This is a genomic window from Aeromonas piscicola (assembly GCF_000820005.1).
GTDB classification, from domain to species: Bacteria; Pseudomonadota; Gammaproteobacteria; order Enterobacterales; family Aeromonadaceae; genus Aeromonas; species Aeromonas piscicola.
The window spans coordinates 1,076-25,346 of sequence record NZ_CDBL01000082.1; the positions used below are offsets into that span (position 1 = coordinate 1,076).

The following is a 24,271-nucleotide window of genomic DNA, read 5'->3' on the forward strand; positions in this document are numbered from 1 at the left end:
ACCTCGTCGGCCACTACCGCAAAGCCGCGCCCCTGTTCGCCTGCGCGGGCTGCCTCGATGGCGGCATTGAGGGCCAGCAGGTTGGTCTGGGCCGAGATGGTGCTGATCACCTGCAGTATGTTGCCGATCTCGCCGCTCTCCTGATCCAGCCGGGTCACCTCGCCGGCGGATTGTTCGATATGGTTGGCAACTTGGCGGATCAGCGTGATGGTCTGGCTCACCTGTTGCTGGCCTTCGTGGGCCTGCTGCTGGGTGAGCAGGGTGTCCTGACTGGCTTGCTCGGTGTTGTGCTCGATGTTGTGGACAGTGGCGGTCATTTCGTTGATGGCGGTCGCCAGCATGTCAGTGTTTTGCTGGGCCTGTTGCATGCTGTTGAAGGTACTGCCCGAGTGTTGCATCAGCAGGGTCATCTTGTCGTGGGTCTTGTCGGATACTTGCTGTACCGAGCCGATCAGGTTATCGATATTGTCGAGGAAGCGGTTAAACACCTTGGCTAGATAGGCGAACTCATCTTGTCCCTGACTGTGCAGTCGAAAGGTGAGGTTATGGCTGTGATTAGCTAGGTCATTCAACTGCACCATCAGGTGCTGCAATGGTCGCACCGTCTTGAAATAGATAAACAACAGCATCAGCAGAATGACCGTCGTCGTCGTGACGAGCAGCAACATATCCTGATTTTGCAGGGCATGGTTCTGTGTATCAATCCCCCTCTCTTGCTGCTGTAACTGTTGCTGTTGCTGCTCTAGAGCTTGCTCGACCGGACTGGCGATAGAATCGGTGAGGGCATCAAATCCCTGATTTGGCTCTTTCATCAGGCGGTTACCCGCTTCACGTCCCTCTTTGAGATAGGCATCTACCATCCGTTTGCCGACATCGAGTTGGCGAGCCAACAGGGGAGATAGAGTGCTTTGTAACTCAGGCAGGGTGTCGAGCAACTGTCGGGCCGCCTGGGCGTGTTGTTCTGCCTCGCGAATGGAGTCTTGTTCGCCTGATACGGCGGCATCAGTCAGAAATTGTTGGACCTGTGTCGTGTGATAACGAAGCTCTTGCAGCGCTATCTGGGCATTGGAGCTTTTGACCACTTGGCCAGGCAGCAAGCCTAACTGGCTGGTCAGGGTGCTGCGCCAGATACCGCTCAGTACCATAGTAAGCAATATGATGAGGCTCGATCCCAACAACAGATGTCGGATCGAGAGATTGCGGAACAGAGCAGACATAGAAATCCCCTGATGGCTATTGATGGCTCGTTCAATAGTAGACCCATAAGTGCCCGATTTTCTCAATAGTGATGACCAAGTTACTACGTCAGAGAACCGGCAACTTAGTTTCACTGTTCAAGGCTTTCCCTGCGAGGAAATCACCATGATGTTCCGACTTGGAGGTAGGGAGGACTGACCGGTTTTTCGTTTGAGCATATCTATGGTTGTACCCCGAGAGCTCAGAACATAGCGACCTATGGCAGCGATTGATTGCCATAGGGCATCTTTTTGCCACCATGAGTTGAGATAGAAAAAAACGAAAAGTCTTTAATATCAAACAACTTATCGCTCAGCTCAAAAAACGAACAATGGCAGGTTTTATGCACTATGGTCAAAGTGGCATTGGGTGCCACTGGTCTCATCCATCCTTGTAAGGAACATGGTATGTCTACGGATGTAAATTCAATAAGTAGCTCATCAGTCTCTGCCTCGTATAACAGCGCAGCGTCTTCTGCCAGCACTCAACCAGTGAAACCTCCACACCATCATCAAAAAGATGGTGACGGTGAAAAGATGATGGGGGATGTAAAGTCGGCACTGTCGTCACTAGGGGTTAATGTTGATACTTCAAATGCTGATACCAAGTCGGCGTTGTCGTCCTTCATGCACACCTTAATGGGTACCCTGCGAGGTACATCAGGGGGTAAGCCTGAATGATAACGACAGTGATGATCAAGCCGGTGCTGTGCAGGCAGCAGCACCACAATCTGATCGTGATGGTAACCCCGTTAAGCAGGGACTTGACTCGCTTATCTCAGCGTTGAGCAGTGGCAACAGTACTGATCCTGCACTGAGTAAGCTGCAAGACCAGTTCAACTCGATCATCGGTGCGTCGTCGAGCCAGGGAGGAAGCAAAGTCTCTCTGCAAGACTTTTTGACTGAGTTTGGAAACAAACTGCCTCAAGAGCCACCGACAAATGGTTATATGGTCGACACTACGGCGTAATTATTTATGTTATAAGGGGCTACAAGGCCCCTTCTTATTATTTTTTGGAATCAATATAGGTCTATATTTTTCTCGATTATGTTATATATACTTTGGTAATCATCAGCGAAATGATGATCTCCTGGCTTCTGCCGCCAGCTCGGCTCGCATCTCTGATTATCGGCAGGCCTATCATTGCGATCACCACCATCGATAGCCCAGAGACAATAGCCACGCCGAAGCCAGTTCGCGCAACATAGGTATCGATGACAAGGCCCGCCAGCATCCCGCCAAGCGCGACACCAATGCTGATGCCTGTGGCCATCCAGGTTAGCCCCTCGGTAAGCTTGGAGGGCGGTAGAATGATAGTGCTAAGGTTCATAACGATGATCATCGTTGGCGCGAACCTAATGGTACTGATATTGGCGATCACTTTGCGGATAGACAGCTAAAAAAAAGCCCCACGGGCGGGGCAAGAGGTCTACTCAAGTGGAAGCAAATGGAATGATTTGTTCCCGAGAGACAATACCACCTAATGCAACATTACGTACCTGTCAAAAAGCACAGTAAAATTCCGACTCGTCTGATAGATTTTATTGAAGTAATACTATATATCTAGAGAGTGGGCTTAATGAATATTTTATCTTTACGTTTTAAATCTATCGGAAAGATCACTTTATTGGCTTAAACTAATGATGTCGGCGATATATTATTTGACTTTTGATGGACCAGTAATGAGGCTGTGTAGGATTATTCCGTGGCGCTATTAAAAATTGGGCCACCCCATGATCAAGTTGAAGCCGTTTTTAAAATTGCATTACATTTGTCTATTTTATCTAGATAAAAAATGAAAAGGTTTAGCATTTTGGCAACAGAGTGGCATAGACAGGCTACTATTCGCTGGCACAACTTATGCTTTTTTGAAATAACCGCTTGGCAGCGTGCCTTGCTGGTTATGCCTCTTCCATCCGGCAGCTAGTCTATGAGGTGATCCATGGCTACAGTACAAGAACTCTTGTACAACAACACCCTCGAATTGAATGAGACTGGTATCACCTCGCACAAACCGGTGAGAGGAAGTTCCGTCAAGCGGATGATGATAAAGGGGGGCGTACTGGTGGCAGTCCCCCTGCTGGTAGCTTCTGTTGTCTCTATATGGAGTAACCAAACCCAGCTGCGCGCCCATGAGAAGGTTGAAATACTGGGTCGCGCACAATCAACCTTCCAAGCAACCCGTTACGATTTGGTGCAGATCCAGCAGTTTCTGACCGATGCATCGGTAACCGGTGACACCGAAGAGGGGATCGCTGAGGCAGCTACCTACCGTGATGATGCGTTGAAAAATTTGGATGCGCTGGCCCGCATTTTGCCAGACCTGACCGACGAGATCCTACCTATAAAGGAAGTTGCAAAGCAGTTGCAGGAGAAAGGGGTCGTCATGGTAAACGCCTATTTCCATGAGGGACGGGAGGCAGGAAACGCCATCATGACCAGCCCGGATGGTTTTGATGCAATGGTTGAGAATGCAGCTGGAAGGCTTGAATATATCTCTCATGCACTCGACGGTCGGATTGCCAGCGCCACAGCCAATCGGGACGAGGCCAAGGCCCTGTCGCTCTGGATAAGTCTCGGCGCTGGGCTGGTTTCCCTGCTCTTTGTAGCAATTGCTTACTTGATCCAATATCGCCATCTGATGCGCACCCTGGGTGGTGAGCCTGACTATGCTGCTTGGGTTGCTTCCGAAATCGCAGCTGGCAACCTGACTGTTACGATCGAGACCCGCTTTGATGGCAACAGCGTGCTGGGAACCATGCGGATGATGGCTGAGAAGCTAAGCAGCCATATGCGCCAGATTGACCAGCGTACCCGCCAGTTGGCTCAATCCTCCTACCAGATCTCCGACATCTCCAAAACCATCACCGATGCAGCCCAGACGCAGCAACATCATTCTGGCGAGGTGAACCGTGCCAGCAACGATCTCTCCTGCGCAGCCGAAGCGGTAGCGGGTCTGGCCGATCAGGTGGGGCAGCAGGCGGAACTTGCCTACCAGAGCGCTAACCGCAGCACTCGGGTTATGAGCGAAAATATCGAGGAGATGCGCCGAGCCGTGACCGAAGCACAGCAGGCCGAGCAGAAGACCCAGCAGCTGAGTGAGGCGAGCCAGAAGATCCAGGTTATCACCCAATCCATTAGTGCCATCACCGAACAGACCAACCTGTTGGCGCTAAATGCTGCCATTGAAGCTGCCCGAGCCGGCGAATATGGCCGCGGCTTTGCGGTGGTTGCTGACGAGGTACGCAAACTGGCCAACCATGCCGGGCAGGCGACCAAAGAGATCAACGGTATCGTCACCACCCTGAGCCAGCTTATCGGCGAGAACGAGGCCTCGGTGAAGAGCGTGATTGCCCGCACCCATCTCACCATGGACAAAGCCCATGAGGCGAGCCAGTCTATCAATGGCCTGATGGGAGAGATTGAGCGCAGTGTCGGGGCTGCTGGACAGATCCGCACGACCAGCGATGAGCAGATGCACAAGCTAGCCTCCCTTAATGACCATCTTCACGACCTATTGCAAACCCTCTCCGAGAACACCGAGAAGGTGCAGACCACCGGGATAATCAGCCGCACTCTCTATGAAGAGTCGAGCCAGCTGCGCGATATCATGGAGCAGTTCCGCTTCGAGACAACAAGCAGTGCCGATCGCCCCGAACACGAGATGCGCAGCGCGCCACGTATGTATCAGCACATGATGGTGAAGATTCAGGCGGATGGTAGTTTCCGTGAATCGATCACTGAGGACTTCAGCATCACCGGTCTGCGCCTGCGCACTGTTCAACCCCTCGCTCTGCCGAAAAAAGCGCAGGTCGAGCTCAAGATCTATACCCCCAAATCCACCATTGAGCTCTATCGTAACCAAACTCCGCTGGCAGTGACTGCTAGGGTGATGTGGTCGCAGCAAGAGAAGGAAGAGGAGGTCTATGGGCTTGAGTTCACCAACGTCACACCGACAGTGCGCAGCAATCTGGAGGCCTGCTTCAAACACTATGCACTGGAACCGACTTTTAATCGTTGAGGATGCTTATTAGTCAGCTGAGATGCTTGCGGCATTAGAACTTGTTTCACCGGGAGATAGCAGTGAAGTAACCGTTATACCTCACATTGTCTACTGGACTGACCCCACTTAATTTAGTCTTAAGAATACTTGACTAGAGTTTGTGCAAGCACAGAGATCTGTAACCACTCGTAGGATTTATATGCATATAAATACGGCCGACTTACTCAATAAGGTTCCTGAGGTCACCTTGGTGTTCTGGTTGATAAAAATGATGTCGACAACGGTAGGGGAAACTGCGGCTGACTTTCTGATTTTTAACTTGCACTTAGGGTTGACGGTCACCTCCCTATTGATGGGGATCTGTCTGATAGCCACACTTTTGATACAAATTCGTTCAACTTGCTATGTACCTTGGAAGTACTGGTTGGCAGTCGTGCTGGTGAGCATATTTGGTACCTTGGTGACCGACAATCTTACCGATCAAGTGGGTGTGCCGTTGGCAATGTCTACTGGCGTGTTTACGGTCATGCTGCTGGCCACGTTCTGGATCTGGTATGCCCAGGAAAAAACTTTGTCCATTCGGTCTATCGATACCCGTAAAAGGGAGCTGTTCTACTGGGCGGCGATCTTGGTTACCTTTGCGTTGGGCACTGCTGCCGGCGATTGGGTATCAGAGGGGATGGACATGGGGTATATGAACGCCATGCTGCTGTTCGGTACCTTAATAGCGGTTACCGCTGCTGCTCATTACTGGTTCAGGTTGAATACGGTGTTGGCTTTCTGGATTGTCTATGTGCTGACCCGGCCACTCGGTGCTTCTATTGGTGATCTGCTGTCACAATCAGAGAAGCATGGCGGCTTAGGTCTCGGTGTCACCAGTACCAGCCTGGCTTTTTTTGCTTGCATCATCATGTTGGTCGGTTATCAGTCATTACCACGCCGGTTCACGGTGAGATAAGGCATGTGTTGTGATGCTCACGTTGTGAAACTAACTAACTACTTACTATGGTGATGGGTTTTAGAATACAATCGACACATTACGCAAGGGGGCCATTTGCCCCCCTTTTTTATGATGGGAGAATGGGATGGGCTACGGAGAAGTGGCAATTAAGGCAGTGATGACGTGTAAAGCAGATAAGAAGTTGAACCCCTGCGATGCTTGGGTAAATGCAGCGCAGCAACACTATCCTGCCAGCCCATCAGCCCAAGGAAAGGGGGCACCTAAAGGTGCTTTTTTGGGGCTATGTAGTGAAGGCTTGGTTCCGTGTATATCTAAACGGCGCTACGCACGAGCCATTCAAAGCCAGAATTATGCAGTTAAGGCGGTACGTATCCTTCAAGTATATGAAGAGCAGCATTCTGAGTTACCTAACTCAATCCAGCTCTGGGATGCTGTGATGAGGAAGGTTGGCAAAGAGATTGTGCATAATGGACAAATGGATGTTGTTTTGGCGCTTTGGAAGGCGGGGTTGATTGCCCCTAAGAAATAGGGCGCCGGGCTGCACCTGCTGTGTGATGTCACCGCCGGTGATAAACCAGGAGGGGAACGTATTCAATCTTCCTATCTTTGAAAAAACAAAGCGAATGTTTTTTATACAAATTGGTCAATATTTAATAACTTGGGGTATAAAACAATCTGTTGTAAATCAATTTTAATTTGGAGCTTTAGCTCTAAATATGCGTTATTTCATAATTACTTCAATCCATAGTTGTTATCGCTATTGTTAATAGTATTATCACTTGCGGAAACAATAAAAATGGATTTTATATGAAAAAACACGTCCTGTGCGCAGCCGTAATTTGTGTAATTTGTAACCAAGCACAAGCCTCCAGCACTTTTGAAAAATATGGTGATATTGGGCAATTTGCAATCCCAGCTATTGCTGCGGGCATTTCTTGGTACCAGGGTGACTATGATGGGTTGAAGGAGTTTGGATACTCCCTCCTTTCGACTACGGCTACCGTTGAGGTATTGAAACATACCGTAGATGCAACCCGTCCAAATGGAGGAGACATGAGTTTCCCATCTGGACACACAGCATGGGCGTTCAGTGGCGCCAGCTATTTGCAAATGCGTTATGGTTGGAGCTACGGGTTACCTGCCTATGTCGCTGCTGGCGCCGTAGGTTGGTCTAGAGTTGAATCTGATAATCATTACTGGCGAGATGTGATTGCTGGTGCAGCCATTGCGACAGGGTTCAGCTATCTGTTTACTTCCCCTAAGAGCGGCACACAACTAGCATTTTACCCCACGATTATGGATGGTGATGCCAGAGGCATTGCTGTCAGTTTTACGTACTAATGCTCTCTAAGTAGATCGCAGTCATGTCACAATAAACACTGCTATCTAAAATTTCATGCAGTTTTAGCAACGGCCCCAGGTGATAGTAAATCTGGGGCTTTTGTATTTATATATTTTCTCGAAATTTAGAAATCACATGAGGGATTATTTTCTCTACCTTGGTAATGAATTCCATGGGAACCAAGTCATACCAAAGCGTGCTGGTGCGTGACATTGTTCAAACTTTGGTCGTAACATGGTCATGCCGGAACTAGACCACCCGGCTATTTATGACCAAAAGGACCCAGACCATGACCAAACCACATACCCGAGATCTATCCGCAGCACGCCCACGCGGCTGTGCCAGTGTATCCAGCAGCCTGCGCAATTTTAACTTGGCTGATTTGATTGAAGTATTTCCTTTCAACCCCGTGCTAGTCGAGCCGTCCCTTGTGCTGCTCGGGGAGGGCGTAGCTTGAGCGCCTATCCCAAGTATTTCCTCCGCAGTCCTGAAATCCGATCCCGCGCTTGCCAGTTGGTTGCCGGCCTGCCGGTAGACCAGGACAAGCCGCTGGTTATCGAAATCAAGGAGATGACCCGATCTCTCGCCCAAAACTCAATGCTTTGGGCATGTCTCACCGACATTGCCGAGCAGGTGAGCTGGCACGGCCGCAAGCTCGCTAAGGAGGAATGGAAGCACGTTCTCAGCGCGGCCCTGTACCAACAAGACGTGGTCCCGAACATCGACGGTACCGGCTTCGTTGTGTTGGGTAAGTCCACTTCCAAGATGACCGTGCGCGAGATGCGCGACCTCATCGAGTTGGCCCAGGCCTTCGGCGCTCAGCAAGGCGTGAAGTTCGGGGATGAATCCCGCCGCGGCTTCGACTGGGTGGCCGCCTATGGGAGGGCTGCATGAGCAAGACCAAGGCTGATAAGCAGTGGTTGGACGATGTGAGCTCTCTGTGCTGCATTGCCTGCCGCAATGCAGGCCTGGGGCCGAGCCTCGCTGAAATTCACCATGTGCGCACTGGCGTCGGGATGGCGCAGCGCGCCGCTCACACCCGGGTGCTGCCCCTCTGCCCGCGGCATCATCGGGCTTGCTACCCCACCGGCTTCCACGCGGCTCCTAAGAGCTGGCAGGCTGAGCACGGTAGCGAGGAGACCCTGCTTGCCCAGGTGGCCCGAGAGGTTGCCGAACTGCACAAGAACACCATCGGGAGGGCGGCATGATCCACCTTTCCGCCCTTGATGCGGCCCGGCTGCTGGGCCGCAACCCCAAGGTCAAGAATGTAGCCAACCAGGTGCGCAAGGCCCAACAAGTCACCAGCCTGCACGACAAGGTGCTGGCCCAGCTTGCCGGCTTCCCTGACCCCGTCACCGAGCTGCTGTTCCACCCCAAGCGCAAGTGGCGGTTCGACTATGCCTGGGAAGAGCAGATGATCGCCCTCGAGATCCACGGCGGGATCCACTCCGGTGGCCGGCACACCCGGGGGAGGGGGTTCGTAGAGGACCGCACCAAGATGAACGAGGCCACCCTACTTGGGTGGACCGTACTGGAGGTTACCCCCGAGCACATCAAGACCAGCCAGCTGCGCGCCTGGCTGCTGAAAGCATTTGAACAGACCAATAACCAACCAAGGACCCGACCATGAACTTGACCACCACAACTAACACCTCTCTGACCATGACTAGCATCGAGATTGCTGAGCTCGTGGGGAAACGTCATGACAATGTCATGCGCGACATCCGGGCTATGTTGCTTGAGCTTCACGGAACTGGGGGTGACCTCAGATTTGAGGAGACCCACCAGAACAAACAAAATGGCCAGGATTACCCATGCTTCCACTTACCCAAGCGTGAGTGCTTGATCCTGGTATCGGGTTATAGCATCGAGCTGAGAGCTCGCATCATTGACCGCTGGCAGGAGCTGGAAGCACAGCTTGTTCCATTACTGCCACGAACCTATGCCGAAGCGTTGCTTGAAGCCGGTCGTTTGGCCATGGAGCTTGAACAAGCCCAAGAGCAGATCGCCATCCAAGCACCGAAGGCCGATTTTGCCGATCGTGTAGCCGGTGCCGACAAAGGCGTCCTTCTCGGTAACTTCGCCAAAACAGTGGGGATTGGGCCCAAGAAGATATTCACTATTCTGCGCGAGATGCGGATCCTGATGAAGGGAGGCAATCGCCACAACCTGCCTTTCCAACAATTTCTCGACCTCGGCCATTTCGAGGTTATCGAGAAGCCATACGAGATCAATGGCGAGACTCGTCTTGCCTTCTCTCCCACCATCACCGGTAAAGGTCAGCAATGGTTGACCCACAAGCTTCTCGCTGCCGGCCATCTGCAAGCCCATGCTGCCTAACCCTACCGAGGAGGACTGAATATGAGTAAGTCATTGGAAATGGCACTGCGCCTTTTCTCACCGAAGGGAGCGCTCCATGAGCCATCCTCCGGCAATTTCAACGCACTGGGACGTGATGACTTGATCGGTGCCCTGCAGGTTGCCGCCAAATCTAATCCGCAGGGTCTGCAATACCTGATGGCTGATCATCTTGTAGACCAGCAAGCCATTGCTGAACTGCTTACATACTTCAGCACAACCCTAGGGACCAGTGAGGCTGGTACTATGGCTCTAGCTATCCTGCTACGCCGCCCGCTGCCAGAGCAGTTGGATCGGCTGGTACTGTCCCACCCGCACTATGACAAAGAGCGCCGCCGGGCTGCAGTGGTGATGGAGAAGGCCAAGCGGGCGCACCGTGCTGGCAATGACCACGAGTACCAGCGTCTGAGGGATGAGCGGAACGGGATACTGGGTCTTGCCCGTGACTGCTGTGTGGCGGAGATGATGCAGTCAGGGCGCTGTCCACATTGCAGAGGGACCGGCTTGCGCCTTCGGATCGGCGATGAGTGCTCAAAGTGTCATGGTACCGGGCGAGTGGTGACTAGTACTGAATTAATCCACGGTCGACTTGGCCAGGAGATATGCGGGGCTTTAGAGAATATGGTTGATGAGGTGCTCTATCAAGCTTCAGCGCTAGCAACGATAATGCAGCAACAAATGCAGGAGATGCGTAGGATATAAAGGGAAACATACAGGCCCTAAGTGCCTTCTACACCTAGGGCCATGAGATATGACATCTACCTATCACGGTAGATCGCAACCTACTTCAGGTCTTTGACATTAGATATATCATCGACTCGTTTCTTGCCTGTTATCATGCATCGGATAAGGTCACCTTTAGTAAGGTAGTCAATCACGATGACTGCTAAAACATGGATCAAGATCGTAATTTGGAGTGTTTGAGCAAAAACGCCATGGATACCTTCCATCACATCATCGCCAAAAAAGCTCTCATAGTTGGTCAAGATTCCTGTCACCGCAGTTCCGACCAGGCATGTCAGTAAAAGAAGAACCATCAACGAACCAACAGGGTTATGGCCTGCATAGTATGGGTGATTTCCGTCTAATGTACTTTTTATGTAATCCATAACTTTGCTTGGAGTCGGAAACCATTGGGCAAACCTTGCGTAATGAGAACCTGTAACCCCCCAAACGATGCGAATAACTAGCAGCCCAGCTATGGTATAGCCAACATAACGGTGGTACAGCTTGCCTTCTTCCAAGACAAAAAGATTGAGCGCACACAATGTGACGGTTACCCAATGAAAGAGCCTGATAACAACGTCCCATACAGCGATTTCGCGTTTATTTTCCACACCATCCTCCTTTACGGTGATACATGACACAGTTTTACATACAGAATAATCTGTAAGTGGCTTGGACAGTATACTGCTGCGGTGAGTCAATTTACCAGTGAAGTGAGTGGCGTTAGATTACAAATGAGCTTTATTTATGCCACATATCATGCCTGCGGTAGGTTGTAATTGACGTGACTTTGAAAAACATAAGATAATGTAGGTGATAAAAGCAAACACTACATATCATCATAAAAACAGAATTAGACGTAAGACGTGTTCCCATATCGTACCGGAGTGGGAACACTATTTTATGAATCTACAGCAGAGAGTCATCATGAACGAAATCATCAAAGTCTTACTGAACCAACGTAGTCTGCGTGCCGCTTTGCGGGACTTGAGCTTCGAGCAACTAACCGAGGCGAAGGAAAAATTTGATGCCATCTTTTTGGAGCGTGAAGAAGCTGCTCTGAAAAACATGGCTGAGCAGGAAGAGCGCTTGGCTAAGTTGACTCAGTTCCAGACCATGCTGCAAGAGGCGGGAATTGACCCAGCGGAGCTGATTGGTGGTACTGAAAAGACCATCAAGAGCAATAGCAGTGTGGCCAAGCGCGCGCCACGTCCAGCCAAGTACAAGTACACCGAAGAGGGTGTAGAGAAAACTTGGACCGGTCAGGGTCGTATGCCCAAAGCCATCGCTAAGGCAGTTGAATCAGGTCAGTCGATTGATACTTTCTTGATCTAAAGAAAATTTAAATGTTTAACAAATAGGAAGGCCCGCGTTGTAAGACGCAGGCCTTTTTTATGTAGGAATTTTGATAAAAAAGCGGGCCACAAGCACCCGTTCCACAAAGGGTGTATACATGCATGGAGGTGTATTGTTGTACACATGACAATGATAGTTTTCTTTGCAAGTAAATACTTGGTTTGTTTTTAATCAAGATGAATTTGTATTCGATGGCATTCAGGTTTCAGCAAGCTATCGATGTCACAATGAAATTAAAGTCTGGTAGTCTATCTCTAGAATTTAATCTGGATTTTTTCTCTAGTAGAAGATCATGCTCAGGGAGTCCATATGGACGTGACAAAATTTATAGAGACATTCAACCAGACTAATACTGAAGTTGAGTTAAATCATGCTCTGATGGCGTTTGCACAGGCGATGGGGTTCAATCAGTATCGTTTTGCCTTGATGGTTCCTCAGAGTTTAACTCGCCCCAAAGCCATTATTTTCTCACGCTGCAACGAGGCATGGGTCAATCGCTACGGCAAAGAGAACATGCTGTCACGAGATCCTGTCATCTATCTTGCCATGCAGCGACTATTACCGATTTATTGGCAAGACCTCCATCTTGAGCCAATTCTCCCTGATGGCGCCTTGGCATTGATGGCTGAGGCGAAAGCATGTGGTTTGCATGATGGCGTTTCCTTCCCATTTCGTGGTGCGGGTGGAGAGTCAGGGATCTTGTCGTTCATCACTGAAGACGATGGGCTAGATATCAAGATGGCTAGTCCAATCTTGCGATGGGTGACCGATTACATTTTTAATGCAGGGATCCGAGTCGTTAGTTCGACAGAGCGGACGCCTGCATTGAGTGCCCGTGAAGTTGAGTGCCTATTTTGGGCCAGTGAAGGAAAAACGGCTGAAGAGATGGGGGAAATACTCTCGCTTTCTGCGAGAACCGTGAATTACCACATCCGAGAAGCTGTGCAGAAGACAAATTCGGTGAACCGCTATCAAGCGATCGCTAAGGCTGCAATGGGTGGCTTGTTACGGCCTGACCTGACACTGGTCAAAATAGAGGACTATTTGTAAGACATAGCCCTATGGGGGGCTGAGTTGTGTTCTTCAGTCGTCAGCGTTAGTATTGCTCAAAGATGGCCAGAGTCCCCGTGACCCTGGCCTTTTTCATTTCTGGCCCGCCTCGTGCGGGCTTTGTCGTTTCTGAGGGGAGGGTGCATGGCCAAAGAGGAAGGGTTCGCGACGGCTGCCGCAGCTGCAGGGGTGGCCAAGACGGTTCCGCCTGTCGTCGTGTCAGGTATGACATTGGCAGGGTACTCGCTTAATGACTGGGTTCTGGCCGCCACACTGACGTGGATTGCGGTTCAGATGGGGTGGTTCTTGTGGCAAAACATCATTCGGCCTCGGTGTCGGTTGGACGGTGAGTGATGAGCAAGGTCCGCATTGCGATCGCAGTTCTCACGCTGAGCGCCGCAGGCTTTGTGGGGATCTTGAATCGGGAGGGGTATGGCCCAGTGGCTTACCCCGACCCGGTACACGGCACCAAGCTTCCCACCATCGGTTTCGGGAGCACAGAAGGGGTTAGGATGGGCGACACCATAACACCAGTCGCCGCAGTGAATCGCAGTCTGCGGGAGGTGCGTATGTTCGAAAGCTCCCTCAAGTCGTGTATCCAAGTCCCCCTCCATCAATATGAGTTCGACGCCTATGTCGAGCTCTCCCACAACATCGGCCCTGGGGCCTTCTGCCGCTCCACCATCGTGAAGCGCCTGAACGTTGGTGACTACTCAGGGGCTTGTGAGGCAATCCTGCTGTTCAAGAGATCCGGTAATCAAGATTGTTCCTCGCCGGGGAATCGGGTCTGCCCCGGGTTGTGGAAAGACCGGCTGCGCCTCAATGCCAAGTGCAAGGGGGAATGATGGACCTGTTTCCACAAAGCAGAGCCTTGCCATTCCTGGCCGGCGCCCTGGTGATAGCAGCATTGGCCGGTGGCGGGGTGGTGCTCTACCAGTCCGGTCACTCCGATGGGGAGGAGGGGGAGCGCAAGACCTGGCAGGCAAAGTGGAATGAAGAGGCAGTCAGACTCGTCACTGCCAGGACCAAGGCAGAGCAGGAAGCCCGGACAGAAGAGAAGCGCCGGCAGGCTGAAATTGATGAGGTGAGAGACAATGCACAGGAAGAAATCGACCAGGCACAAGCTGATGCCACTGCTGCTGGTATTGAGTCTGGCCGGTTGCACGAGCAAGCCCGCCGCTTGGCAGCCAGAGCAAGTCAGTGCGCCAGCAATCCCGGCACTGCCCAAGGAAGCCAGGCAGCCGGACAATCTGCAATGGTGCTCGCCGACCTGCTCAGCTGGGCTGATGAAAGAGCGGGTGAGCTGGCAGCAGCGTATGACAGAGCTCGAGTATCAGGACTAGCCTGCGAACGAGCCTATGACTCCCTACGCACCGCGCCCATGAAACCCCGCCCATAACGGCGGGGTTTGTCTTTCTGTGGATTGAGGAGAAGGTAATGCAGATGAACTGGCGTGGAAACGGTATTGATGTAACTGGGGTAATCACCAACGTAGAACATTACGACGGAGGTCAGGCCCTGGTTGTTCTTTCCTCCGGTGTTTCCGTTGTGGTTCTGGCTACTCATGAGCCGGCACCTGGTGACACCATCGTTGAAGGCGAGCTATCTCTCTAAATGGCAAAAACCAACTGGGCAGAGCTCAATGCAGAATTCCTGCAGGAGCATGAAGCGACCAGCATCAGTGCGAAAGACTGGTGCGATAGCCGCGGCCTTAACTACAACTCGGCGCGTCGCTATTTGAAATCTCGTGGGCAATCCCCTGCGCAACCCTGTGAATCTCGCGTAGCTGCGCAAACAGCGCATTCCGAAGTGCGCAAAACTGCGCAATCTGCGCAAAGTGCGCAAGCCAAGAGGAATGAAGCCAAGGGCAAAGGGGGTGAGAGAAGAGGGGGAAGGTCATCGACATCACTGCAAACTTCGGCTGACTCCAGTCAGAACTCCGACTACAACGGCCGAGACCAGAAGGGGCGCTTCATTGAGGGCAATGCAGGCAACCCCCACCCGCCATCGAACATCAAGCCTGGCATGCAGCTGACCAAGACCCATGGCGGTTACGCCCAGTTCCTCGATGCTGATGAGCTGTTCGACCAGGCCGAAGCGCTACAGCTTAGGGATGAGCTGCTATTTACCCGGGCGAGAGTGCTCTCTGTCACCAAAACCATGAAGTCTCTACAGCAAGATCTGGTTGAGGCAAAAGAGGTGACCGACCGGCTCGCGCTCTATGACAAGATTTTGCGGGCTGAGCAGGCTCTCGACCGTAACATCCAGCGCATTGAGTCGATCGAGCGCACCTTGAGTGCCCTGCGCATCGATGAGGTGAATGGGCCGAAGATTGAGGCCGATACCAAGCGCATTCAGGCCGCGACCCGCAAGCTTACCGCCGAGGCTGACCTTCTCGAGAAGGATGGCGGTGCTGATATGACGCCGGTGGCAGAGATGACTGCTGAGCTGCAGGGGTTGGGGACTGGGGGGCTGATGTCGTGATAAGATGTAACACAATGAGTTATTGAGGATTGATAGAGCATGACCGTATTTTACTGGCTAATTATTTCCCTTCTCTCCTCTATTTTGATGGCCACAGTACTGCCTGCAGACATACTTAAAATAGTTGATAGTAACTTGGTTGCCGGGTGTCTATTGTTGCTTCTAGGCTCCATAGTTGTACCTAGAATAATGGAGCGTAAAAAAAACATCGCGTACAAAAAAAGTGATACTTGCAGAGTTGAGTATGCTTGTAGATTTTTCAGAGAAAAAGCTCATCGAAATGACAAACATACTCATCGTGCATAGAAAAGTAAAAAACAGATATGCCGAGATGGTTTGTCCTATTAATAGATGGCGTGGCGAAATCGGGTACTGGGCTGAGATAGGTGGGGCTCATTATGATCTTAATGAACGCGAACTATTAACGCGAGCTGAGCTTCACCTTAATTTTGCAAATGAATTGATGAATGAAGAATTCAATGAGATACGTGTTTTTTTAAAAGAAGGTGGGCTGATTCAAAATTACACGCGAGCAGAGCGCGTTATAATGAGTCTGATTTTTTTCTTGTTTTATGCCAAAGCCATTCTCGTAATGAATAATAAGCTAAAAAACGATGGATATCGTCTACAGCTAGATGATTGCAACGTGAGCAGATGTGTAGAAGTTGTGCTGGATGATATCGGATGTATTACTCTAGAAGAACGCGATCTGCTGAAGAAAGCACTACCACTTGAATAGTGGCTATCACAAATTTTTTGAACCCGCTTCGGCGGGTTTTTTATTGCCTGAGATCCACGATGACCGAACCCGATATCTCCCTCATGACTGAGCCGGAGCAGATTGCCTACATCCGTTCGAAGCTCAGCGATAAGTGGTGGCGGATGAACAACCTCTACAAGGTGGAGAATGAACAGGGTGAGCTGGTGCAATTCAGGTTGCGCCCAGCGCAAGAGCTGCTGTTCAAGACCATGTGGTGGCTCAACATCGTACTGAAGGCACGTCAGATAGGTTTCTCCACCGCCATCGATATCTATTTGCTGGATGAGGCGCTGTTCAACAAGAGCATCAAGTGCGGGATCATCGCCCAAGACCTGACGGCCGCCGGCGAGATCTACCGCACCAAGATTGAAGTCCCGTTCGATAACTTGCCGATCTGGCTCAAGGCCTGCTTCCCGGTGGCTTCTCGCCGCGGTGGAGCCAACGGTGGTTACATTCTGTTTCGTCATGGCTCCAGCATCCAGGTGGCCACCTCATTTCGATCCGGTACCGTCCAGCGCCTGCATGTGTCAGAGCACGGGAAGATCTGCGCCAAGTACCCGGAGAAGGCCAAGGAGGTGCGAACCGGTACCCTCAACGCTATTCACCCGGGTTGTGTGGCTTTCATCGAATCAACAGCTGAAGGGGTGGGCGGCGATTTCCATAGCATGAGCATGAAGTCTCTCGAGTTGGAACGAACCCACCATGAGTTGACCCAGCAGGATTGGAAATTTCACTTCTTTGGTTGGTGGCAGGATCCGAAGTATGTGGCCGTAGTACCTAGAGCCGGTGTGACGGCCAGCAAAACCCAGCTTGAATACTTCGCTGCTGTCGAGAAGGCGATGGGTTGCACCATTACCGACGAACAACGGCAATGGTATGTACTCAAGGAGTCGACTCAGGGTGTGGAGATGAAGCAGGAGTTCCCCAGCACACCGCTGGAGGCGTTCCTGACTTCTGGCCGTAGGGTATTCGACCCGACAGCTACCATGTCCGCAGAGGGTGACTGCATAGCCCCGCTCATCGTCTATGACATCGACCCGGTCACCGGCAGAAGGGAGAAGGCGCGCAAACCCGACAAGTTGGATAAGCAGGGTCAGCGTTCTGTCGAAAATATGCTGCTGGTCTGGGAGCTGCCAGACCCTGACGAGGATTACGCCATTGGCGCGGACGTGGCAGAGGGCCTCGAGCATGGTGACCGGTCCAGCTTTGATGTGGTTGCCAAGAGTGATGGCCGGCAGGTAGCCCACTGGTACGGGCATCTTGACCCGGGTCTCTTTGCCCAGCTGTTGGCTCATGTCGGCAAGTGGAATGGGACCGAGGAGTATGGCCCGGCTTATATCGGCCCCGAGCGTAACAACCATGGCCATGCGGTGCTGCTTGTCCTGCGGGATCACTATCCGGTTCGCCGCATCTACGCCCAGGAATACATCGACCGGGATCGGGATGATGAGACCCCGCGCCTTGGCTGGCTCACTACCCGGCAATCCAAGCCCATCTTGGTTGATGGGCTGAAAGACCTGCTGCGCGCTGGCCAGTCCGGGATCCACTGGATAGGCACAATCTTTGAGGCAACCACCTACGTCTATGACAAACGCGGCAGCATGAATGCTCAGACCGGCTGTTACGACGATCAGCTCGTCAGCTACATGATTGCCCAAGAGATGCGGGCCAGAATGCCTGCTCGCATTGTCAAATCCGGATCTACTCGTAAACCCAAGCACTGGATGGCCAACTGATGAACCAGACCCAACGCAAGGCCCCCGAACAGGGAGGCCTCGATACTGCACGCCTGCTCAACCTGATGAGCGACATCAATGGCCAGCCGGATTGGCGCTCCCTGGCCAATCGCGCCTGTGCTTACTATGACAATGACCAGTTGCCGGCCAGTGTGAAGAAAGCGCTGGAAGAGCGCGGACAGCCACTCACCATCCATAACCTGATTGCTCCCACTATTGACGGGGTACTGGGCATGGAGGCCAAGAGCCGTACCGATCTGATGGTCATTGCTGATGATCACGATGATGAGCTGGAGCAGATGGCCGAGGCCGTTAACGCTGAATATGCTGACATGTGCCGCTTGGGTGGTTTAGACCGAGCACGGGGTGAAGCCTATGCCGGACAGATAAAGACCGGGATCGGTTGGGTTGAAGTACGCCGCCAAGATGATCCATTTGGTCCGCGCTACAAGTTCAGTAACGTTCATCGGGATGAGGTGTATTGGGATTGGCACAGCCGTGAGCCCGAGCTTACCGACTGTAGGTGGCTGATGCGTCGTCGCTGGGTTGATTTGGATGAGGCCAAGACCATGTTCCCCAGCAAAGCCAAGGCGTTGACGTGGGGTGTTAACGATTGGGATGGGGTTGTCAGCCTGAACACCATCGAAGGAATGGATCCGGATCTTGTCAGTGCCTTTGAGGAGTGGAGCTCTTTTGACAGCAAACAGGTTGAGTGGTGTAGCCGAGAACGGGATCGGGTGCTGCTGCAGGTGGTGTATTACCGCACCTTTAGCACCCGCCAAGTGCTGATGCTTGATTCAGGGAGGGCATTGGAGTTCGACAAGAGCAACCAGTTACACATGGCCGCCATCACTATGGGGCGGGCTAAACTGGAACACCGCCCGGTGGCCGTGATCCGGGAGTCTTGGTTCGTTGGTCCCCATCATCTGGTGGATCGCCCCTGCAGCGCACCCCACAACATGTATCCGCTCGTGCCGTTCTGGGGGTATCGCAAAGACAGCTCTGGCGAGCCTTATGGTCTGATTGCCCGTGCCATGCCAGCACAGGACGAAGTGAACCTGCGCCGCATCAAGCTTACTTTCTTGTTGCAGGCCAAGCGGGTGATCATGGACAAGGATGCCACCAACATGACTCGGGAGCAGGTGCTGGAACAGGTGGAGCGCCCAGACGGTTTAGTGGAGCTCAACCCAGACCGGGCGAACAAGACCAGCGTGAGTGATGCCTTCAAGGTAGAGCAGGACTTCAACGTTGCAGCCCAACAGTTCCAGGTAATGCAGGATTCAGTGAAGTTGATCCAGGACACTATGGGGGTTTATGCCGCCTTCTTGGGGCAGGGCTCCACTGGTCAATCTGGTGTGGCCATCAGCAACCTGGTTGAGCAGGGCGCTACCACACTCTCCGAGATCAACGACAACTACCGGATGGGTTGCCAGCAGGTAGGCCAGCTGGCGCTCTCTTACCTGCTCGAGGACATGGCCGGCAAGCGCAACTACAAGGTCACAGTGAACCGTGACGATCCACGGCGCCGAAAGGCGGTGGTGGTTAATGTGGAGCAGGAGGATGGCAAGCTCACCAACGATGTGACCCGCCTGCGTGCTCATATTGCCTTGGCACCGATCCAGCAGACTGCAGCGTACAAACAGCAACTGGCTGAACGGATGACCCAGGCCATGGCCCAATTACCGCCGGAGGCTGCTGCAGCGTGCTTTGATTTACTGGTTGAGCTGATGGATGTACCGCGCAAGGCTGAGTTTGTGGAGAGAGTTCGTAACGCCCTGAACATCCAGAAAGATCCAGAGGAGATGGACGACGAGGAGCGTGCCGCCGCAGAACAGCAGGCCCAGCAGCAGCAAATGGAGCAGGAGATGGCCATGCGCGAGATGCAGGCCAAGTTGGCCGAGTTGGAGGGCAAGGCTGCCAAGTGGCAGGCAGAGGCTCAACGCATTGCCAAGCTGACCGACTCTATCCGGTTCGAGGATGCGCTCAAGCAGGCTCAGACCGGTAAGACGTTGCAGGAGATGGAACTGCTGGTGGTAGAGCAAGAGGGGATCCAGGTCGAACAAGCTGCCCTGCAGGCTCAGTTGTTAGCCACCATTGAGCAGCAGATTGACGCCATTGCGCTCTGATAGTTGCTTTCCTAACCGCCCAGCGTTAGGATTTCCCCAACATGGCCCAGTCTCTCGAGATTGGGCCTTTTTCATTAGTAAATATAACAGTAGAGCGATAGCCATCATTTCTGTATGGTTAATATTGAGTCTGTAGTGGACTCCCGTGCACATGTCCTTTATGCCCGCTTTTTGCGGGCTTTTTTTATAGACCAGCCTAGAGCTGGTTTTTTTGTGCCCAGCCCCAGCCGGGGAGTGCTTTCCCCGAGAACTTTCCCCCGCTTGGGCAGCGATACCACCCACTGAAAACCCACGAGGACAACCATGGATACGAACATCGACAACCTGACTGGGACTGAAACCCTGGAGGAACTGGAGGTCATGCTGGCGGAGATCGAGCAAGAAGGCGATCTCGAGCAAGAGCATGGCACTGCTACTGAGAAAACGGACGTAGAACCCGCGCCGTCGGCGGTCGAAGTCGCAGCCAGTACCGAGCCAGCTAAGGCCGAACAGGACGGTGGAGTGGCCGAGGTGCCTGAGAAGGTGATCTTGGCCAAGAGCGGTCAACACATCATCCCGTATGACGTACTGGAGCAGGCGCGCCTTGATAACAAGGCCCTGCGTGAGCAGTTGAACCTGTCTCAGCAGGCTCAGGCACAACGGGACACGCTGCAGGCACTACTGGAAAAGCACGGAATTAATCCCGATGCAGATCCAGACCAGCTCAACCAGGATGAAGTCGAGCAACTGGCGAAGGACTTCCCGGAGATCGGGAAGGCAATGGCTGCCATGGCTCGGAAAATCCAGCAGCTGGAACAGCCTGTAGTGGTGCAACCGGTTCAACCTGCCGCCGATCCGGTGCAGACCGCTCTGCAGGCGGTACCTGACCTGATTGACTGGCGGGACAAGGACCAAGACCGTTTCGACTTCGCCATCATCGTTGATGAGAAGCTTCAGGTAGACCCTGCGTGGCAAGGGAAGTCACTGGATGAGCGATTTGCGGAGGCGGCTCGGCGTACCAAGCTGGCCTTTGGTGATGTGGTGGAGACTGTGCCGCCGCCTGCCAAGGCACCCAGCCAGGAAGCAGAGACGTCCGCCGACTTCATCCCGTCCAGTCCCTCGGCCCTCGGCCAAACCCATCAAGCTCCCGAAACCGGTGTTGCCCGTTATGGCGCCATGTCTCAGGCCGATCTGACGGCTGAGATGGGCGCAATGACGGATGCCCAACTCGAGGCATTGCTGGAGCAAGCCGGGTTTTAACCCACCCGTTTAAAGGCCAACCCCGACCACTGTGTCGGGGTTTTTGTTTTTATGTAGGAGAGGATCATGACCCAAGTCACCTCGGCGCAAGCCAATAAGATTATGCAGGTTGCGCTGTTTACCTCAGCCAACCGCTCACATTCCCTGGTCAACATGCTGACTGAAGAGGCACCCAAGGGGGCCAAGGTTAACGGTGGTAAGCAAACCAGCGCTGGCGCGCCCGTCGTGCGTATCACTGATTTGTCCAAGAGTGCGGGCAATGAAGTTGATATGCAGTTGTTTCACCAACTGTCTGGTCGTCCCACCATGGGCGACAAGAAGATTGCCGGTCGTCTTGAAAGCCTGGCGTTTGCCGACTTTGGGCTCACTATCAACCAGACCCGTCATGGTGTGGATGCTGGTGGCAAGATGAGCCAGAAGCGTACCAAGCACGACCTGATCAAGACGGCGCGAGTGCTGCTGGCGGATGGCTACTACGGTCGCCTGACCGATCAGCGTGGCATGGTGCAACTGGCGGGGGCCCGTGGTGATTATGATGCGACGGATATCATCCTGCCGTTACTGGATGATCCTGAGTTTGCAGAGATCATGATCAACCCCATCACGGCACCGACTTATGAACGGCATTTCTTTGGTGGCGATGCCACTTCCTTTGAAGGCATTGATGCGGCCGACCGTTTCAACCTGGGCTGCGTGGACAATATGGCGCTGTTCCTAGCTGAGATGGCCAACCCTATCCAACCCATCCGCATGGTCTCCGACCCATCCGGTGGTGAGCCGCTCTATGTGCTCTACGTCACCCCGCGTCAGTGGCATGACTTTTACACCTCCAGCTCTGGTAAGGATTGGCAGGCAATGCTGCTTGCTGCCACGGTGCGCGGCAATGGCTGGAAGCATCCCATCTTCCGTGGCGAAGGGGCTATGTGGCGCAAGATCCTCGTTAAGCCCTACGAGGGGATGCCAATCCGATTCAACCAGGGTAGCACCGTGAAGGTGTGCGCGGCCAACTCGGCAACCAGTGTGGAAGCGGACAAAGTAGCCGGTACTACCATCGACCGGGCCATCATGCTGGGTGGCCAGGCGCTGGCCAATGCGTTCGGCTCTGGTGAGCAGGGTGGTTCCTTCGGTATGCACGAAGAGAAAACCGACCACGGTAATGCCACCGAGATGTCTATCAGATGGATGAGTGGCTTGCAGAAGATCCGCTTCAAGCAGAAGAACGGCAATCTGCAGGACCATGGTTGTATGGCATTGGATACCGCAGTGAGCCCGGTCGGCCGCTAATCAAGGTGAGCCCTGTGCTTGGGGCTCCCTTTCATCCCCATTTGAAAGAAGGACCATATCATGGCCAAGATTAACCTCATTGCTACTGCCCGCCGCTGGTTTGTCGGCGCGTTCGGCAACCTCTCCATCTCCCCAACCTTTATCGCCAAGCTGGCAGCCGTGCCGGCTGGCGATGTGATCGTGTTTGGCGACAAAGTGGAACCGAACCTCAAGGTGGTGGGGGTATCCCTGATCACCGGTGCGCTGGGAGCCAGCACCACGCTTACAGTGAAGGTAGGTACCACCACCATTGTGAATGCGGAGAACACGGTCGCAGCCGCGGCCAGGTACATTCCGGTGGATGACGTTGTGACCGAGGAGGGGCAGGAGCTCACCCTCATTGTCGGCGGTGGTGTCGCAACGGGGGCCGCCAAACTCAAACTGCATTACGAGGTGGTTGGCAACCTCTAAGCCTGTCCATCACCGCGTGCCCGGCCAAGTGCCGGGCTTTTCTTTTTCAGGATTGGAGTGACAACCGTGAGCGACAAGATTGCTGTGGTTTACATCGGCAACAAGCCGAGCAAGAAAGATACCGTCACCGGTTCCCGCCTGGTGTTTCCACGCCATGTGCCGGTAGATGTGGAAAGTGATCTCGCGATGCAATTGCTGGAGTTCCCCAGTGTCTGGATCCGCGCCGAAGCCTTGGCTGGTGAGATAGAGCGCCAGGAGGCCATCGCCAAGCTGGCTGTTGAGCAGGCCGAGCGCCAAGCCAAAGAGGTCGCCCACCTTGCCGAAGAGCAGAGCATGGTGGCCGGTGATCGGGATCTGACCAAGCTGACTTCGGCACAGCTTGCGACCCTGGTCGAAGGGGACGATCTGAATATCGCCCCGCAAGGCCCGCAGGAGAAGGTTGGTGACTTCCGGGGGCGGGTACGTGACGCGCTGAAAGCCAAGCTGGCTGCTGAGCAAGGTGATGAGTAATGGTGCCGGTGCAAGATTGCCGGTTGGTTAGTACCTCTACCCTGATCCCGCTGGTACGCCAGCGGGTTCTCCACTTGCCGCACACGGAAGGTGCTGACGCATTAGTGCATAGCTACCTCATCGAGGCGGCCATCATTTTCTGTAAAGAAAGCACATTGGTTCATATGGAGCGCCATTTTGATGAGGTACTTGAGGGGCAAACAGTTAGCTTTGCCCGGGCCAGCAGTATCAATCGTCAGGCGAGACAGGATGTGCAAGAACCGCAGGTGACCGGATCGGTGCTTCATCGCATCACCGCAGGCGGCACCATTCTGACGCCTGGCATGCACTATCACGCACAGTCTGCCGAGTCCATCCGCTTCCTCGCGAAACTGAACAATGTGTGCATCGTAGGGGCCATTGAGCCTCTGCCGGCCGCAACACTCATTCCTTTCGCGCTGGTTGAGGACTACGCACACGAACTGGCGTGTGGGGTGGCTTATCTCATGCAGCAGCTTCAAGCCAAGGCGTGGACAAATCATGAACTGGCGCAGCTCAATCGCCGCAAGTTTTATGACGGGATCCGTGCTGCGTACCGATTCCGCATAGAGCAAACCGAGAGCGCAAGGGTTCACAACCCAGTCCGAAAACGAAACTTCTTCTGATTTGAG

At 53.1% G+C, this 24,271-nt stretch carries 27 protein-coding genes; 24 read left to right on the forward strand and 3 right to left on the reverse strand.

The window, feature by feature from the left end; genetic code table 11:
• On the reverse strand, positions 1-1,217 hold a 1,217-nt coding region (locus tag BN1128_RS22365; RefSeq protein WP_042873089.1), incomplete at its 3' end, for a methyl-accepting chemotaxis protein.
• Between the two features lie 426 nt (positions 1,218-1,643).
• Here BN1128_RS22365 and BN1128_RS25710 point away from each other — a divergent pair.
• A complete protein-coding gene (locus BN1128_RS25710) occupies positions 1,644-1,916 on the forward strand; it encodes a hypothetical protein (RefSeq protein WP_156140633.1) in 273 nt (90 codons plus the stop codon).
• A gap of 365 nt (positions 1,917-2,281) precedes the next feature.
• Here BN1128_RS25710 and BN1128_RS22370 read toward each other — a convergent pair whose 3' ends face one another.
• Positions 2,282-2,566: a hypothetical protein gene (locus BN1128_RS22370; protein WP_209428607.1), complete on the reverse strand. Its 285-nt coding sequence runs from the start codon at positions 2,564-2,566 to the stop codon at positions 2,282-2,284.
• Between the two features lie 612 nt (positions 2,567-3,178).
• Between BN1128_RS22370 and BN1128_RS22375 the strand changes: the two genes are divergently transcribed.
• The 9 genes from BN1128_RS22375 (at position 3,179) to BN1128_RS22415 (ending at position 10,602) form a co-directional block, all read left to right on the forward strand.
• Positions 3,179-5,257: a methyl-accepting chemotaxis protein gene (locus BN1128_RS22375; RefSeq protein ID WP_244464650.1), complete on the forward strand. Its 2,079-nt coding sequence runs from the start codon at positions 3,179-3,181 to the stop codon at positions 5,255-5,257.
• A gap of 181 nt (positions 5,258-5,438) precedes the next feature.
• Complete coding sequence (locus BN1128_RS22380) at positions 5,439-6,197, forward strand: COG4705 family protein (RefSeq protein ID WP_042873013.1); 759 nt, start codon at positions 5,439-5,441, stop codon at positions 6,195-6,197.
• A 127-nt stretch (positions 6,198-6,324) separates the two neighbouring features.
• Positions 6,325-6,729, forward strand: coding sequence for a DUF6979 family protein (locus BN1128_RS25715; protein WP_156140635.1), 405 nt, complete (start codon positions 6,325-6,327; stop codon positions 6,727-6,729).
• Positions 6,730-7,007: 278 nt separating this feature from the next.
• On the forward strand, positions 7,008-7,541 hold the full coding sequence (locus BN1128_RS22390) for a phosphatase PAP2 family protein (RefSeq protein ID WP_042873018.1): 534 nt from the start codon (positions 7,008-7,010) through the stop codon (positions 7,539-7,541).
• A 454-nt stretch (positions 7,542-7,995) separates the two neighbouring features.
• Entirely contained in the window at positions 7,996-8,436 is a 441-nt protein-coding gene (locus tag BN1128_RS22395) for a recombination protein NinB (protein WP_042873021.1), read from the forward strand.
• Positions 8,433-8,750 carry a Ref family recombination enhancement nuclease gene (locus BN1128_RS22400; protein WP_042873024.1) on the forward strand — a complete coding sequence of 106 codons (318 nt, stop codon included), beginning with the start codon at positions 8,433-8,435 and terminating at the stop codon, positions 8,748-8,750. The genes BN1128_RS22395 and BN1128_RS22400 overlap by 4 nt, the downstream gene beginning before the upstream one ends.
• Positions 8,747-9,172: a hypothetical protein gene (locus BN1128_RS22405; RefSeq protein ID WP_042873027.1), complete on the forward strand. Its 426-nt coding sequence runs from the start codon at positions 8,747-8,749 to the stop codon at positions 9,170-9,172. Before BN1128_RS22400 ends, BN1128_RS22405 begins: the two co-directional genes overlap by 4 nt.
• Positions 9,169-9,882: a phage antirepressor KilAC domain-containing protein gene (locus BN1128_RS22410; protein ID WP_042873028.1), complete on the forward strand. Its 714-nt coding sequence runs from the start codon at positions 9,169-9,171 to the stop codon at positions 9,880-9,882. Before BN1128_RS22405 ends, BN1128_RS22410 begins: the two co-directional genes overlap by 4 nt.
• A 21-nt stretch (positions 9,883-9,903) precedes the next feature.
• On the forward strand, positions 9,904-10,602 hold the full coding sequence (locus BN1128_RS22415) for a TIGR02642 family protein (RefSeq protein WP_042873030.1): 699 nt from the start codon (positions 9,904-9,906) through the stop codon (positions 10,600-10,602).
• An 80-nt stretch (positions 10,603-10,682) separates the two neighbouring features.
• Here BN1128_RS22415 and BN1128_RS22420 read toward each other — a convergent pair whose 3' ends face one another.
• Positions 10,683-11,237, reverse strand: a complete 555-nt coding sequence (locus BN1128_RS22420; protein WP_042873033.1) for a cytochrome b/b6 domain-containing protein — start codon at positions 11,235-11,237, stop codon at positions 10,683-10,685.
• Positions 11,238-11,553: 316 nt separating this feature from the next.
• On the opposite strand from BN1128_RS22420, the gene BN1128_RS22425 reads away from it, so the two are divergent.
• From BN1128_RS22425 to BN1128_RS22490, 14 genes are all read left to right on the forward strand, one after another.
• Positions 11,554-11,961 carry an H-NS family histone-like protein gene (locus tag BN1128_RS22425; protein WP_042873091.1) on the forward strand — a complete coding sequence of 136 codons (408 nt, stop codon included), beginning with the start codon at positions 11,554-11,556 and terminating at the stop codon, positions 11,959-11,961.
• Positions 11,962-12,291: 330 nt separating this feature from the next.
• Positions 12,292-13,032: a helix-turn-helix transcriptional regulator gene (locus tag BN1128_RS22430; RefSeq protein WP_042873034.1), complete on the forward strand. Its 741-nt coding sequence runs from the start codon at positions 12,292-12,294 to the stop codon at positions 13,030-13,032.
• Between the two features lie 353 nt (positions 13,033-13,385).
• Complete coding sequence (locus BN1128_RS22440; protein ID WP_042873040.1) at positions 13,386-13,877, forward strand: lysozyme; 492 nt, start codon at positions 13,386-13,388, stop codon at positions 13,875-13,877.
• Entirely contained in the window at positions 13,874-14,431 is a 558-nt protein-coding gene (locus BN1128_RS22445) for a DUF2514 domain-containing protein (RefSeq protein WP_244464652.1), read from the forward strand. Before BN1128_RS22440 ends, BN1128_RS22445 begins: the two co-directional genes overlap by 4 nt.
• A 38-nt stretch (positions 14,432-14,469) precedes the next feature.
• Positions 14,470-14,646, forward strand: coding sequence for a hypothetical protein (locus BN1128_RS25980; protein ID WP_167335827.1), 177 nt, complete (start codon positions 14,470-14,472; stop codon positions 14,644-14,646).
• The gene (locus tag BN1128_RS22450; protein ID WP_042873044.1) at positions 14,647-15,516 is read left to right on the forward strand and encodes a hypothetical protein; all 870 of its coding nucleotides are present in this window, start codon (positions 14,647-14,649) and stop codon (positions 15,514-15,516) included.
• Between the two features lie 244 nt (positions 15,517-15,760).
• A complete protein-coding gene (locus BN1128_RS22455; protein ID WP_156140637.1) occupies positions 15,761-16,255 on the forward strand; it encodes a hypothetical protein in 495 nt (164 codons plus the stop codon).
• A 59-nt stretch (positions 16,256-16,314) separates the two neighbouring features.
• A complete protein-coding gene (locus BN1128_RS22460) occupies positions 16,315-18,012 on the forward strand; it encodes a terminase large subunit (RefSeq protein WP_042873050.1) in 1,698 nt (565 codons plus the stop codon).
• Positions 18,012-20,138: a portal protein gene (locus tag BN1128_RS22465; protein WP_042873052.1), complete on the forward strand. Its 2,127-nt coding sequence runs from the start codon at positions 18,012-18,014 to the stop codon at positions 20,136-20,138. Before BN1128_RS22460 ends, BN1128_RS22465 begins: the two co-directional genes overlap by 1 nt.
• A gap of 303 nt (positions 20,139-20,441) precedes the next feature.
• Positions 20,442-21,377, forward strand: coding sequence for a hypothetical protein (locus BN1128_RS22470; RefSeq protein WP_042873055.1), 936 nt, complete (start codon positions 20,442-20,444; stop codon positions 21,375-21,377).
• 66 nt (positions 21,378-21,443) lie between these two features.
• Complete coding sequence (locus tag BN1128_RS22475) at positions 21,444-22,661, forward strand: phage capsid family protein (protein ID WP_042873057.1); 1,218 nt, start codon at positions 21,444-21,446, stop codon at positions 22,659-22,661.
• Positions 22,662-22,721: 60 nt separating this feature from the next.
• Positions 22,722-23,111: a hypothetical protein gene (locus BN1128_RS22480; protein WP_042873059.1), complete on the forward strand. Its 390-nt coding sequence runs from the start codon at positions 22,722-22,724 to the stop codon at positions 23,109-23,111.
• A gap of 66 nt (positions 23,112-23,177) precedes the next feature.
• Positions 23,178-23,621 (forward strand): hypothetical protein, encoded by a 444-nt coding sequence (locus BN1128_RS22485; RefSeq protein WP_042873093.1) that lies wholly within the window; start codon positions 23,178-23,180, stop codon positions 23,619-23,621.
• On the forward strand, positions 23,621-24,265 hold the full coding sequence (locus tag BN1128_RS22490) for a hypothetical protein (RefSeq protein ID WP_042873061.1): 645 nt from the start codon (positions 23,621-23,623) through the stop codon (positions 24,263-24,265). The genes BN1128_RS22485 and BN1128_RS22490 overlap by 1 nt, the downstream gene beginning before the upstream one ends.
• Positions 24,266-24,271 lie beyond the last annotated feature (6 nt).

Coding starts and splice junctions, on each gene's coding strand:
- BN1128_RS25710 (WP_156140633.1), top strand. CDS start 1,644: ATGTCTACGGATGTAAATTCAATAAGTAGCTCATCAGTCTCTGCCTCG.
- BN1128_RS22370 (WP_209428607.1), bottom strand. CDS start 2,566: ATGAACCTTAGCACTATCATTCTACCGCCCTCCAAGCTTACCGAGGGG.
- BN1128_RS22375 (WP_244464650.1), top strand. CDS start 3,179: ATGGCTACAGTACAAGAACTCTTGTACAACAACACCCTCGAATTGAAT.
- BN1128_RS22380 (WP_042873013.1), top strand. CDS start 5,439: ATGCATATAAATACGGCCGACTTACTCAATAAGGTTCCTGAGGTCACC.
- BN1128_RS25715 (WP_156140635.1), top strand. CDS start 6,325: ATGGGCTACGGAGAAGTGGCAATTAAGGCAGTGATGACGTGTAAAGCA.
- BN1128_RS22390 (WP_042873018.1), top strand. CDS start 7,008: ATGAAAAAACACGTCCTGTGCGCAGCCGTAATTTGTGTAATTTGTAAC.
- BN1128_RS22400 (WP_042873024.1), top strand. CDS start 8,433: ATGAGCAAGACCAAGGCTGATAAGCAGTGGTTGGACGATGTGAGCTCT.
- BN1128_RS22405 (WP_042873027.1), top strand. CDS start 8,747: ATGATCCACCTTTCCGCCCTTGATGCGGCCCGGCTGCTGGGCCGCAAC.
- BN1128_RS22410 (WP_042873028.1), top strand. CDS start 9,169: ATGAACTTGACCACCACAACTAACACCTCTCTGACCATGACTAGCATC.
- BN1128_RS22415 (WP_042873030.1), top strand. CDS start 9,904: ATGAGTAAGTCATTGGAAATGGCACTGCGCCTTTTCTCACCGAAGGGA.
- BN1128_RS22425 (WP_042873091.1), top strand. CDS start 11,554: ATGAACGAAATCATCAAAGTCTTACTGAACCAACGTAGTCTGCGTGCC.
- BN1128_RS22430 (WP_042873034.1), top strand. CDS start 12,292: ATGGACGTGACAAAATTTATAGAGACATTCAACCAGACTAATACTGAA.
- BN1128_RS22440 (WP_042873040.1), top strand. CDS start 13,386: ATGAGCAAGGTCCGCATTGCGATCGCAGTTCTCACGCTGAGCGCCGCA.
- BN1128_RS22445 (WP_244464652.1), top strand. CDS start 13,874: ATGATGGACCTGTTTCCACAAAGCAGAGCCTTGCCATTCCTGGCCGGC.
- BN1128_RS25980 (WP_167335827.1), top strand. CDS start 14,470: ATGCAGATGAACTGGCGTGGAAACGGTATTGATGTAACTGGGGTAATC.
- BN1128_RS22450 (WP_042873044.1), top strand. CDS start 14,647: ATGGCAAAAACCAACTGGGCAGAGCTCAATGCAGAATTCCTGCAGGAG.
- BN1128_RS22455 (WP_156140637.1), top strand. CDS start 15,761: ATGCTTGTAGATTTTTCAGAGAAAAAGCTCATCGAAATGACAAACATA.
- BN1128_RS22460 (WP_042873050.1), top strand. CDS start 16,315: ATGACCGAACCCGATATCTCCCTCATGACTGAGCCGGAGCAGATTGCC.
- BN1128_RS22465 (WP_042873052.1), top strand. CDS start 18,012: ATGAACCAGACCCAACGCAAGGCCCCCGAACAGGGAGGCCTCGATACT.
- BN1128_RS22470 (WP_042873055.1), top strand. CDS start 20,442: ATGGATACGAACATCGACAACCTGACTGGGACTGAAACCCTGGAGGAA.
- BN1128_RS22475 (WP_042873057.1), top strand. CDS start 21,444: ATGACCCAAGTCACCTCGGCGCAAGCCAATAAGATTATGCAGGTTGCG.
- BN1128_RS22480 (WP_042873059.1), top strand. CDS start 22,722: ATGGCCAAGATTAACCTCATTGCTACTGCCCGCCGCTGGTTTGTCGGC.
- BN1128_RS22490 (WP_042873061.1), top strand. CDS start 23,621: ATGGTGCCGGTGCAAGATTGCCGGTTGGTTAGTACCTCTACCCTGATC.